Annotated in this window: 9 protein-coding genes; 5 read left to right on the top strand and 4 right to left on the bottom strand. The window is 39.7% G+C overall.

Going from position 1 to position 12,750, the window contains the following annotated elements; all coding sequences use genetic code 11:
• Positions 1-144: 144 nt before the first annotated feature.
• Entirely contained in the window at positions 145-2,586 is a 2,442-nt protein-coding gene (locus tag RMX69_RS25860) for a hypothetical protein (protein WP_322639141.1), read from the bottom strand.
• Between the two features lie 172 nt (positions 2,587-2,758).
• On the opposite strand from RMX69_RS25860, the gene RMX69_RS25855 reads away from it, so the two are divergent.
• From RMX69_RS25855 to RMX69_RS25840, 4 genes are all read left to right on the top strand, one after another.
• Positions 2,759-4,108 carry a glutamine synthetase family protein gene (locus tag RMX69_RS25855; protein ID WP_322639140.1) on the top strand — a complete coding sequence of 450 codons (1,350 nt, stop codon included), beginning with the start codon at positions 2,759-2,761 and terminating at the stop codon, positions 4,106-4,108.
• A 27-nt stretch (positions 4,109-4,135) separates the two neighbouring features.
• Positions 4,136-5,275: an amidohydrolase family protein gene (locus tag RMX69_RS25850; protein ID WP_322639139.1), complete on the top strand. Its 1,140-nt coding sequence runs from the start codon at positions 4,136-4,138 to the stop codon at positions 5,273-5,275.
• Positions 5,276-5,965: 690 nt separating this feature from the next.
• A complete protein-coding gene (locus tag RMX69_RS25845) occupies positions 5,966-7,135 on the top strand; it encodes a glycosyltransferase family 4 protein (protein ID WP_322639138.1) in 1,170 nt (389 codons plus the stop codon).
• A 63-nt stretch (positions 7,136-7,198) separates the two neighbouring features.
• Entirely contained in the window at positions 7,199-8,338 is a 1,140-nt protein-coding gene (locus RMX69_RS25840) for a glycosyltransferase family 4 protein (RefSeq protein ID WP_322639137.1), read from the top strand.
• A 215-nt stretch (positions 8,339-8,553) separates the two neighbouring features.
• Here the strand turns inward: RMX69_RS25840 and RMX69_RS25835 are convergent, their stop codons facing one another.
• The gene (locus RMX69_RS25835) at positions 8,554-8,823 is read right to left on the bottom strand and encodes a hypothetical protein (protein ID WP_069069307.1); all 270 of its coding nucleotides are present in this window, start codon (positions 8,821-8,823) and stop codon (positions 8,554-8,556) included.
• Positions 8,824-9,393: 570 nt separating this feature from the next.
• On the opposite strand from RMX69_RS25835, the gene RMX69_RS25830 reads away from it, so the two are divergent.
• Positions 9,394-10,692 (top strand): sodium:proton antiporter, encoded by a 1,299-nt coding sequence (locus tag RMX69_RS25830; protein WP_322639136.1) that lies wholly within the window; start codon positions 9,394-9,396, stop codon positions 10,690-10,692.
• 138 nt (positions 10,693-10,830) lie between these two features.
• On the opposite strand, the gene RMX69_RS25825 is transcribed toward RMX69_RS25830, so the two are convergent.
• Complete coding sequence (locus tag RMX69_RS25825) at positions 10,831-11,220, bottom strand: hypothetical protein (protein WP_289799111.1); 390 nt, start codon at positions 11,218-11,220, stop codon at positions 10,831-10,833.
• Between the two features lie 378 nt (positions 11,221-11,598).
• On the bottom strand, positions 11,599-12,705 hold the full coding sequence (locus RMX69_RS25820; protein WP_322639135.1) for a saccharopine dehydrogenase family protein: 1,107 nt from the start codon (positions 12,703-12,705) through the stop codon (positions 11,599-11,601).
• Between the last annotated feature and the right edge of the window lie 45 nt (positions 12,706-12,750).

Raw genomic sequence — 12,750 nt, 5'->3', positions numbered from 1 at the left:
ACTTTTTCTCTCCCGACAATTAATCCACCCTGCCTCCCGAAGAGCGGGGAGGGGAGACAAAGCGCAGCTTTGGCGGGGTGGGGTTCTTGGGTTTTAGTAAGTAATCAAGCGGACATGATATTATGTCGTAATTACCATAAATACTCACCCCGCCAGCCGATACATAATCACTTTTCCTTTCCAATTTTCTTCCACAAATACCAGATGCTCACCATTGGAACGCCGAAAAGCGCGAATACCGTAGGGTATATCAATCCAGCCACTTTCGCTGCCAACTTCTGGGCCTGGTTTTAACTGTTGTACTTGCGCTCCCGTCTTGGCATTGTAGACATATACCTCTGCGGTTTTGACTGTCACGGCAAATACATAGTCTCCCGTCACACTGATTGCTGCTGTAGACACTTCACGCTTCCCGGTTCTGTCGTAGGGTATTACAATCCGCCATTTGGGAGTACGATTTCCTTTACTCCAATTGTCAAAACGGGCAATCTCAGATCCAGCAACTCCAGCATCGTCACCAAATGCAGGGCGATCTATCGTAAACCCCGACAAAAACATACTATCTGTTTCAGGGAAATATTCGATCCGCCGCAAGTCGTTAAATATTTTGGGAGTAGTTTGCTTTTCCATCGAACTATAGTTGTAGATGGGGTTGCCTTTAGGATCTATTCCCTTTAAAGGATAGTGTCGAATGCCATCTTCTGTTCGCAAAGCTTTCCAAACATCTCCTTTGCTGTCTACCCACCAGCCGCCAAGATGAGGATAATCTTTGCTGCGATCGTATTCATTCTTTTCAAATTTGCCATTACCGTTGCGATCGCGCCAGATCCATTCGCCTTGTTCTGGCTGATGCGGTGGCCAATTTCCCTTAATAAATGGTTTATCTGCGCCATTAGTACCGACAAACATGCCGGCGGGGATGGCTATTTTACCATCCGTGTCTGGATTAAAACGATAGATTTGCAGAAAGCTGTTATACATATCTGTGAGGAACAAAAACCGCTTCCCTTGGATGCGGCGAACAAAGGTTCCATCTGGTGATGTATGCAGACGTGGATCTTGAGGATATTTGAAAGGATTTAAGGTGTAGGCTTTGTAAGTCCACTGCTTACCAGCAGCCTTACTGTAATCCATCAGATAGTGTTCTTGTTTGGTGAATAAATCTACACCATCAGTTTTAGGATCGGCATCTGCATTATCGACGAATATCAATCCTAGCGATCGCCACATTAGTTTTCCCGATGGCGAAAATTTCCGCAAATCTGTTCCTGATTTGTTGAAACCATTACTATTTATATAGATATTGCCGGAAGCATCTGTACCGACTCCGGTAAGTCCGTAAAGTTTCAAATCTCGAACTTCACCAGCAACTCCTGCATAGATACCGCCTTTAGAACCAAAACTACTCACCTGTATCGGTTTATCTTTGATGTCATAAGTCAACATTTGCTGACGCGGGCCATTTTCTGCTACTAACAGCTTACCTTGATGATTAATAGCGATCGCAGTTGGTTCAACGATATCTGCAATCTCTTGGGGCAATTGCTTGCCACTTTGGGAATAATGGAGAATCTTGGCAGGCTTACTACCATTTTTACTTTGAATAATCCACAGATTTTTTTGTGGATCGATAGTTATTGCTCCCGGATTAGCAAAGGTAAAGCTGCGGAGTTCCTTCATCGTCTCAGTATCATAAACACAAATGCGGTTCGCCGCAAAATCACTTACATACAACTCGCTTCCCACAGTTGCTAATCCAGTAACTTCACTTTTAGTACTGGTAATCAACATACTTTTATCCCAACCACGTCCATTCGGAAACGGCGCAGGTTTTCCTGATAAGTCATAGCGTCTAACGCTATACCAAGTTGTTCCTTCTGGTGGGTAATCTTCTTTTGTATCGCCCCTCGAACCTTGAGTCATGGCAATGTAAACATATTTACTATTTGCGGTTACAGCTTTGCCACCGCCACGACTCCAGCCATGAGTATCCCCAAGGGCAGCAATAACCTTACCATCTTTATATATTCCTGCCTCCATTGCCGCCTCATCCCAATGGCTGTTAGTATAAACCGTGCCATCAGGAGCAACATACATTGCCTCAATATTATTTTGTACCCGCAGATTTCCACTGCCTATAGTATTACCTATCCACGATGTTTTGTAGTTAAGCGCGGGTGTTTCAGTATTGTTTTGTACTCGCAGATTTTCACTGCCAATAGTATTACTTATTGGTGATATTTTGTGTGTAAGTGTGGGTATTTCAGTATTGTTTTGTACTCGCAGATTTTCGCTGCCAATAGTATTATTTATTGGCGATATTTTGTCTGTAAGCCTGGGTATTTCAGTAGTGTTTTTACCCCGCAGGTTTTCACTGCCAATAGTATTATGTGTAAGCGTGTCTGTTCCATTTGTCGCCCAGTCTGTTGTAATTCCAAGAGTAGTAACAATAACTCCAATGGTCAGACTGAATAAAAAATTGAAAGTTTTATTTCTTTGTAAATATCTAGTATTAGATAATTTTTTGATGTGCTGATTGAGCTTGTGACGTAGTTTTTTTAACCGCGTCGGTAATTTATTTATCATATAATTTTCAGGTTTTAATTATTTATATACAATCATTGTTTATGAAATCCGTAAAAAAATATAACTATTTTGAAGTGCTTAAGATCCGGTCTATGTATGGACACGGCGTCTGATATCACTCTGCCATAACTTTTATGAGAAAATAATCGAGTAAAAATAAAAATAACTAACAATGGCTGAAAAAAATAACTTTAAAAAAATACGAAAATATCTTGAAGAAGCTGATGTTAAATTTGTGCGAGTTCTTTGGTGCGATAATGCTAATATTATCCGTGGCAAAGCTGTGCATCTGGGAATGTTAGCTCACTACTTTGAACATGGAGTAGGGATTTCTGTAGGGCAGCAGGGAGTTCCCGTAATGTATGATGCAGTTGTGCCAGAAACAAATTTAGGGCCAGTAGGTGAAATTCGCTTAGTCCCAGATTGGTCTAGTCTCAAGCCTTTACCTTATAGTCCTGGTCATGCTCGTGTCATGGGCAATATGGTATTAGATGGTGCTGCTTGGGAGTTATGCCCGCGAAATTTTTTGAAGCGGATGATTGCGGCAGCTAAATCAACTGGTTGGGAAGTACGAGCAGCCTTTGAAAATGAGTTTTATTTACTACGGCAAACACCTGATGGCATCATTCCGGCTGACTCCACAGTTTTTGCTTCAACTCAAGCAATGGATCTCCACCGCGAAGTAATTGATAAAATCGCTGATGCACTTATTGCCCAAGGTATACCTGTAGAACAGTATTATCCTGAATCAGGCCCAGGTCAGCAAGAAATTTCCATGCGCTATACCGATGCTTTACAAGCAGCTGATTGGCAAATTGCTTTTCGAGAAACTGTCAGAGCGATCGCCCACCGCCACAACCTCATCGCTTCATTTTTACCCAAAATTTTCCCGGATGCAGCTGGTAGTGGTTGTCATATCCATCTGAGCCTTTGGCATAGGGAGAAAAATCTATTACCCGATCCTCAGAGTATCTATGGTCTTTCTGAGGTGGCATTACAATTCATCGCTGGTATCCTACACCATCTGCCGGCACTGATGGCACTAACTACCCCAAGTACTAATTCTTACCGCCGCATTCTTCCTCATAGTTGGAGTGGTGCTTTCCGTTGTTGGGGATTAGATAATCGGGAGGCTGCCGTTAGAGTTCCTAGTGACCCTGCTTTGGGCTGTCCCAGCCACTTTGAATTGAAAACTGTAGATGCCTCAGCTAATCCTTACTTAGCTTTAGGAGCAGTCATTGCAGCCGGACTTGATGGTGTACAGCGCAGTCTCACACCACCAAACCCAGTCAATCAAGACCCCGGATATTTATCAATTGAAGAGCACAATGCTAAGAAAATAGACTTATTACCAAATAATTTGGGGCAAGCGATCGCTCACCTCCAGCAAGACGATATCCTATTAACAGCTTTAAATCCCCAGTTAGCCAAAGCGTTCTTAGCAGTGCGTCAAGCAGAGTGGCAAGCAATGAAAGATTGGGAATTAACGGCAGAAGTGAAAACATTATTAGAAAAATATTAGCACCCCACTCTCTACTCCTTACTACAGATGAATCTGGCTGATATTCCCTTAATTGACCAACACGCCCACAACATCTTAAAACCAGAGGTAGCTGCCCAGTCTCCTTATGCAGCTGCCTTTACTGAAGGCTACGATCCAGAAATCATCAACTACCATGCCCGTCATACATTCTTTTATCGGCGTAGCTTGCGCGATATTGCTGCTTTATTGAACTGCGAAGCTGAAGAAACAGCAATTTTGGCACGGCGGGAAAGTCTCGGATTAGAAGAACTAACGCAGATTTATTTTCGGGCTGCTAACCTAGAGGCAATTTACTTAGATGATGGTTTGCAGCCAGAAACTATCCTACCTCTGTCGTGGCATGAAAGGTTTATTCCTGTGCGACGGATTTTGAGATTAGAACTATTAGCAGAACAGCTAATTTTGCAATCTCCTGATTTTGCTACTTTCCTAGCCAGATTCAACAGTGAACTCGATCCCCCACCGCTGGGAGTAGTAGCTTTTAAAAGTATTGCCTGTTACCGGAGTGGTTTGGATATTCAATCGGTAACTGACGAGGTGGCGGCGGCTCACTTTGACAACCTCAAACAACAATTGCACAATCAACCTCTGCGACTGACAGATAAACCTCTGATTGATTTTTTGTTACAACAGGCATTATTAGTAGCAGCAAAATACCGCTTACCAGTGCAATTTCATACTGGCTACGGCGATCCCGATTTAGATTTACGATTGGCTAATCCTTTAAATCTGCGATATTTACTAGAGTTACCGCAGTATCGCCATGTACCAATAGTATTGCTACACGCTTCATATCCTTATATGCAGCAGGCTGGTTATTTAGCTTCTGTATATCCCCAAGTTTATCTAGATTTCGGTTTGGCAATACCCTTTTTAAGCGTATCTGGAATGCGGGAAGTAATCAGGCAGATGTTAGAATTAACTCCCACTACTAAATTGATGTATTCTTCTGATGCCCACTCAATTCCAGAATTGTACTACTTGGGTGCAAAGTGGGGTCGCCAGATTTTAGGGGAAGTGCTAGAGCAAGCAATTACAGATTCTGACATAACTGTAGCTGAAGCTGAGACAATTTCTGTAGCAATTTTACGTGAAAACGCCTTAGTTCTCTACCAATCAGCGAACGAAACAAGTACTAAGCATTAGCATTATTTATTACCTCAATTACTCTTGCTTTCAAATTTGGCTGAGATTTTTCGTTGAACAGAGTGATTGCAGAGCGATATATAAGTAGCAAATTATTTTACATCAGCTTTATGTAGCTGCCCTTATTCTTTAAATTTTCAGTTAATATCTTTAAAATATTATTTAAGCTCGACTTTATCCAAAATTAATAACTGGGTTTTATTGATCCGGTAAAAATTCTAGATTTTTGGTAAATACTTTTTCCACGTCACAGATATCGATGAAGTTAAAAAAGTAAACTTCCCTTCCCACAAAGGTTTCAGCTTAGGCGTTCGCGTTGCGACAAAAATGGATATAGTCGAGTTAAGGTATTAATATTTACTTATTTTTAAATCAGAATGGTAAATATTAATACAAAAACATTCTATATTTATTACTTTGTAGCAGCTTTTCTCTCTCCCTATATAGCATTCACATTTCTGAATTTATAGGTATCATATATATATATCTATCTAAGTGTAATCGAGTTAATAAAAATACAGTTTTAATTCCTTGTTGACGTTGATATATAAATAGTTTATAAATTGGTTTTCTATACAAAAATTATTATTGGTAATGTGTATTCATAAATTCTATTGATTCAGTTATAGATACAGATGTAAAAGCGCACAGATGTGCGCCCATTTTAGTATATTTATAGGAGATACATTAGTGGAAAAGAAACTAGAAAATTTTACTTCATCATCTGCATCTATTCTCACTCTGGGATTAGGCTGGTTTCCCAAAAGTCCTGGAGGACTAGAAAGGTATATTTACGAACTAACTCATAAATTAGCCGCAAATCAAGACCAGATTGAATTATGCGGAGTCGGTCTACCAGAGACTGAAATAAATTCGCCCATTAAGCTGACTAACTTGGCGAGTCCGGATAGTGCTATTTGGCAAAGATTATGGTCAATTCGCACGAACTTCCAGAAAACAAGAACCAGCAAACCAGATGCTATTAATTTGCACTTTGCATTATACAGCTTTCCGATTTTAGATATTTTACCAAAGGGAGTACCAGTTACTTTTAACTTTCATGGCCCTTGGGCTTCTGAGAGTCAGCAGGAAGTTGTTAACAAAAACCTCAGTCTTTTAATTAAACACTGGCTAATAGAACAAAATACTTATAATCGCTGCGATCGCTTCATTGTTTTGAGCAAAGCTTTTGGGAAAATTTTACATGATAAATATCAAGTACCGTGGAACAAAATTAATATTATTCCTGGTGGAGTTGATATTAATTGGTTTCAACCAAATTTATCACCCCAAGAGGCTTGTAGAAAGTTAGGCTGGCCTACTAATCGCCAGATTATATTTACATCACGCCGCTTAGTACATCGAACCGGAGTTGACAAATTATTGCAAGCTCTGGCTATAATTAAGCCCAGAATACCAGATGTTTGGCTAGCGATCGCAGGTCGTGGTCACATCCAAGCTGCACTACAACAACAGGCTACAGAATTAGGACTAGCTGACAACGTTAAATTTTTAGGTTTTCTACCTGATGAGCAATTACCCATAGCTTATCAAGCGGCTGAATTGACTATTATGCCTAGCCAATCTTTTGAGGGATTTGGATTAGTAATAGTTGAGTCTCTAGCCTGTGGTACTCCTGTTTTATGTACTCCAATTGGGGGAATGCCAGAAATTTTATCAGAATTTTCACCAGATTTAATTACTACTTCAACAGACGCCTTAGCTATTGCTGAAAAATTAGAACAAGCACTTTTGGGAAATATCCCCATACCTTCACGAGAAGCCTGTCGCCACTATGCCACCACACACTACGACTGGAATCAAATTGCCCAGCAAGTACGGAATGTTTTATTAGCTTAAACAAATAATTGTAATAGATTTTATGGTTGCTGCGTGGGTCAAATTAGATAAATTAGAGGTTTTATGAAAATTCTTTTTTTAGACCAAAGCGGTAAACCAGGCGGTGCCGAATTATGTTTAATAGATATTGCTAAACCTTATGGCGATCGCGCTTTAGTAGGTTTATTTGCAGATGGATCGTTTAAAGATTTACTACAACAAAATCATATCCCAGTAGAAGTTCTCACAACTCAAACAATCCAAGTTCGCAAAGAAAGCAGTTTGCTACAAGGATTCAAGAGTTTGGGACAACTTGTACCTCTGATTAGTAAGGTAGTTAAAAAAGCGCGGACATACGATTTAATCTATGCCAACACCCAAAAAGCATTAGTTGTCGGTGCATTGGCAAGTTTTTTCAGTCGTCGCCCTCTGGTTTATCATTTACATGATATTCTTTCCCAAGAACATTTTAGCCAAACTAATCTGCGCATTGCTGTTAACTTAGCTAATCGTTTTGCATCATTAGTAATTGCTAATTCTCAAGCTAGTCAAACTGCCTTTGTGCAAGCAGGAGGACGCCCAGATATCATCGAAGTTGTTTATAACGGCTTTAATCCAAAAATTTATCAAACTGATGAGTCTGATATTAAACAATTACAGCAACAGTTAGGATTAGAAGGAAAATTTGTCGTTGGACACTTTAGCCGTCTTGCACCTTGGAAAGGTCAGCATATTTTAATTGATGCCCTGGCTAAATGTCCGCATAATGTGATAGCAATTTTAGTAGGTGATGCACTGTTTGGCGAACAAGATTATGTTCAAAAGTTACACCAACAAGTTAGTGAACTGGGATTAGAAAACCGCGTCAAATTTTTAGGATTTCGTTCTGATATTCCCCAGTTAATGGCAGCTTGTGACTTAGTGGCACATACATCTACTTCGCCAGAACCCTTTGGTAGAGTGATTGTAGAGGCGATGCTATGCGGAAAACCTGTAGTTGCAGCCAAAGCTGGGGGCGCAACGGAATTAGTAGAACATGGCCTTAATGGTTTTCTAGCAACACCAGGAAAACCCCAGGAACTTGCACAAGTAATTATCACTTGTTTACAGGAGACGAAAATAACTGCGACTATAGCTAATAATGCCAGGACTACTGCTAGTCAGCGTTTTGATATTGCAACTATTAATCAGCAAATTTCCCAACTGCTGTCCCACAGATTATAATTACTTCTCTAATCTTACAATCACCGATTTTGTTTAGATAACCCCAGATTCACATCTGGGGTTTATGGGTGTGATTACAAACCAACTAATTCACGAGATTCAAAATCAGAGAGTTGTTGAGCGATTCCTACGGCGGCAAGCTACGCTAATCTTGCTTCCAACTTAGTTACACTAAACTGGTTACGCAGATATTCCAAATGAGCGATTTTGTAGCCTCAAGCCGCTTCCCGCAGTTGTGGTTGTGAGGGCACACTCACTTCTGGAAATGAAAGCGAGAGTTGTTCGGCTTGAGGTACTGCCGCTTGCTGCAAAACTTGAACTTCAATATTCACGCTGACCAAATAACTACCTGTATCAGCACCAACTGCTTCGGCAATTAGTTTAGCAATGTCTGGGCGTTTGGCAGTCAGCGGGTCACGTAAAATACACCGATCCCATTCATGCTTGGCAGTCGGATTGAGGTTGAGAATATAATGCTTCATCATCGAACTAACCCTTGAATCCATCTTCCAGAAGGTTTTCACAGAGCCATTATGCATTTGGCTAGGCTTTGTGGACGCTATACCCATTATAGTATATTTGTACTAAAATGGGCGATATCTGAGTCAGAAAGTAGGAAATATATCCTGTCCGTCCAATTGGCTATATTCCCTAATCTATGCAGAAAGCCTAAAAATCCCTTTAACCGGACACGATTAAGCTGTTCCACATTTAATTTGCATAATTAGCGTAGGCTTTTCGACCTATGCCACAAGAGTTATATAAATTTTGGATTAGATGTCGTTTAGCTTATAAACCTTCCTAAAAGCGTATAGGTGTGTCTTAGCTATATTCCCGTGCTACATCCGATTAGTTAAAGGACTTCTAACAAATAATCAAATAGCAATGTCTACGATGGGCAAAGGCAACGCCAAATTTATCTATTCCTTTCTTCTCCAATTTGGTGATGTCTCTAAATTCATAATCCCAGAAAATCTGCCTATAGGTAAATTCTAATACAAAGGTATTGCAACTAAGCTTACAAAGCAACACCTTATATTTATGTAAATCGCTATATGGTAGATATCTATATTATTGACCTATTTGTAATTGGTCTACTTTTACTGATGGTAACTTTAGGGTCGGGTTGGATTAGTCGCTTACCCCTTTCTTTTGCCATCATCTACCTAGTGGTTGGTATTTTTCTAGGCCCTTATGGCTTAGGGCTGATTCAATTACGTCGAGATGACGTTTTTAACAGCGAACTGCTGGAGAAAATAACAGAACTTGTAGTAATTATTTCTGTATTTAGCTGTGGCTTAAGAATTGTTCGGCCTCTAAAGTTGGGGGTTTGGGATATTACGGTGCGATTGATTGTATTTCTGATGCCAATTTCAATTTTTGCTCTGGCTGTTGTGGGTAAATTGTTTTTAGGGATGAATTGGGGAGAAGCAATTTTATTAGGAGCAATTCTCGCACCGACCGATCCAGTATTAGCATCAGAAGTACAACTCACCAGTGCAAATGACCAAGATGAGTTAAGATTTGGTTTAACCTCTGAAGGTGGGTTAAATGATGCTTTAGCTTTTCCCTTCGTTTATTTTGGCATTCATGCCTTAGAAGATGACAATTGGGGTAACTGGTTTCAACAGTGGATTACAGTTGATTTAATATGGGCGATCGCATCTGGTATTGTTATGGGAATTGTTGTCGCCAAATCTATAGTTTGGATTGAAAAAAAAGTTCAAAAACGCCGTCCTGCCGATGAGTTAATGGAAGATTTTATTGCTATCAGCACAATTCTCATAACTTATTCATTAACAGAAATGGTTAATGGCTATGGATTTTTGGCGGTATTTGTTGCTGGGTTAGTTGTCCAACGCAGTTACAGGAATTCTGAAAAACCGATAGAACAATTAGAATTTGTTGAGCAAGTAGAAAAACTGCTGGAAGTTGGGACAATTTTACTATTAGGTTCAATATTATTATTGAAACCAATGCTTAATTATGCTATGCAATCTGTGTTAGTGATAATTTTGTTATTCTTTATCGTCAGACCTTTAGGAGTTTGGATTAGCACAATAGGTAAACGTCCTTTAGATTCACGCCGGCGAACCTTCCACCCAGGAACTCGGTTGTTATTTGGATGGTTTGGTATTCGCGGTGTTGGTTCTTTATATTATCTAGCTTATGCCTTTGGTCATGGCTTGAAAGGTGAAGCAGCGGAACAAATTGCTTGGATAACTTACACTACAATTGTCGCTTCGGTAATTGTGCATGGGATTAGTGCAACTCCATTAATGAAGTGGTATGAGCGCAATTTTGCTAACAAGAGAAAGACTACTCCTCCCACCACAATAGACGAATTTGAGTGAAATCAATTAATTTTTGCAGTCACTTTTAGATAGTGGCGACAGTTTCATTGTCTGAACATTACTTCAAACCTGAGAGTTGCTTTTATTCTTAATTCCCCTTTCTTATAAAGAAAGGGGTTTACATTAAGTCTATATTCCCTATTTACCTGTCACTTTTTCAATAACTTCTTTCGCTTTGTCGCTAAAACTTTCTGGGGAATTTTGTTTTTGTTCCGCCTTCAAATTTCTTTCGTAAGTCTTTTCGATAGTATTAAGATTTTTTGAATCTTTTATTGCTTGCTCATAAGCTTTTTGTCTATCTTCCTCTTGAATGCCAACACCTGGATCGTATTCGTTAGCACGATTAATTTTTTCTTCAGAATTTGGTTTATACTGTGGAGGTACTAGTTTTAGTTCTTCCAGAGTAGTTGCATAACTACTTTGCTGAACAAAAATGAAGGAACCTGTCAAGCTGATGAAAACCATCAAGCCAACAACCAAAAAGCTTGAACGTAATGCTTGTTTTAAACTTAATAGAATTTTTTGCATGAAAAAAATCTCCTAATTTTTGTGATGAGCTTTTTTAGGTAGAAGATAGGTTAGATATCTTAGGCTCACAGGCATCCTAAGTGTTTAGGTACAGTTCTTTCTTCTATCTCAAGGTATATTAATTTTTAGCTAGGGTAATCTTATTCACAATACTAAAATCCCCGACTTCTCTAAAAAGTCGGGGATCTCGTTGTTCACAAATGATTTAGTAGTAGGACAAAATCGTGCCACCTTAGCCGTGTACCTCTTTAAAATGATAATCGCTATAGTCAAAAATTGTCGTGCTTACTAACATACCATCTAGAACTCAACTTCTGGACTAATAGCTCAAGTCTACTCAAGTAGACTGATATTTTGACTTTATTATCGGATAGACACTTATGACCAACTGTGATTAATTTTAATTCCTCGGTTTTGCATTACCTCTGCAAATAAATTTGTTGGTAATGCTTCTTCTACAGGAAAAACTCCTGGTTTCTTGAGTTTACCTTCTAGCAATAATTGAGCAATACTACCTGTGCCGCAACCAGAAGCCAGCGCTGTATTTTCATGTACTACAGTTGAACAATAAACGGCTGTTGCACCATTTTTTTGCCCTGTAACTTCTGAACGAACTGCTACTCCAATTCCACTAAAATTATTAGTGACATCTGTCATTGAATGGCTGACATGAGACAGAAATTCAATCATGTAACGACGCTGCATTAACCACTTGGGAAAAACGTGTGCCGCAATCCAAGTTAAGTGATTATAAAAATCTGGAACAGAGCCAAACTTGGTAATTACAGTTTTCACTGATGGGAATGCATGGGGTAATGTAAAGGTTTCTGGCATATCAAACCAGTAAACTCCGCTGCGTCTATAAGGAGATGGAAACTCAACTACTTCCCTTTCACTGTAAGGTTTGACTATTTCCCATTTTCCATCTATCCAAGCCTCAAAAGGATACTGCAACCCTAGAAAAGTTGTCCGCATCACTGTAATGCCAGCACCACCAGAACCAGAAACTAAATAACTTAAATGGATCTTTTCTGGTCGATCGAATTGTTCAACTCCCTGGCGTACCATGCTGTTAGAAATACCAGGAAAAATGCCAGTATTAATAATTGCCGTCACGCCAGCAGTAGCAGCTTTTTCATGATAATTCAGAGCCTTGCTTGTATAAGAACGGTGGTCGCTAACATCTAGATAATTAACGCCTTCAGCAATACACGTTTCGAGAACATTAGTATCTCGATAGTGAAATGGTCCAGCACAATGTATGACTAAGTTAGAGTTTGCGATCGCATCTCGCAACTTGTCAACCTCTGTCAAATCTAATATCAAAAACTGCACTTGTCCCCCCGAAGACAAGCTAACAGCCTTCCCAAACTCCGCAGAACGTCCAGTAATCGTAATTTTTGCTTGCGTATGGGTAGCTAGATCCTCGGCAACACTGCTACCAATCCGCCCTCTTCCTCCAAGAATTAAAACGCTGTCTGTCATTACTCCAAATTCGCAACACTAACCTTATTTCATCAGTTTTGTGTC

This window comes from Nostoc sp. EspVER01 (assembly GCF_034530635.1).
Classification (GTDB): domain Bacteria; phylum Cyanobacteriota; class Cyanobacteriia; order Cyanobacteriales; family Nostocaceae; genus Nostoc.
The sequence above is the reverse complement of the archived record's forward strand: the minus strand, read 5'-3'. Positions and strand labels throughout refer to the sequence as shown.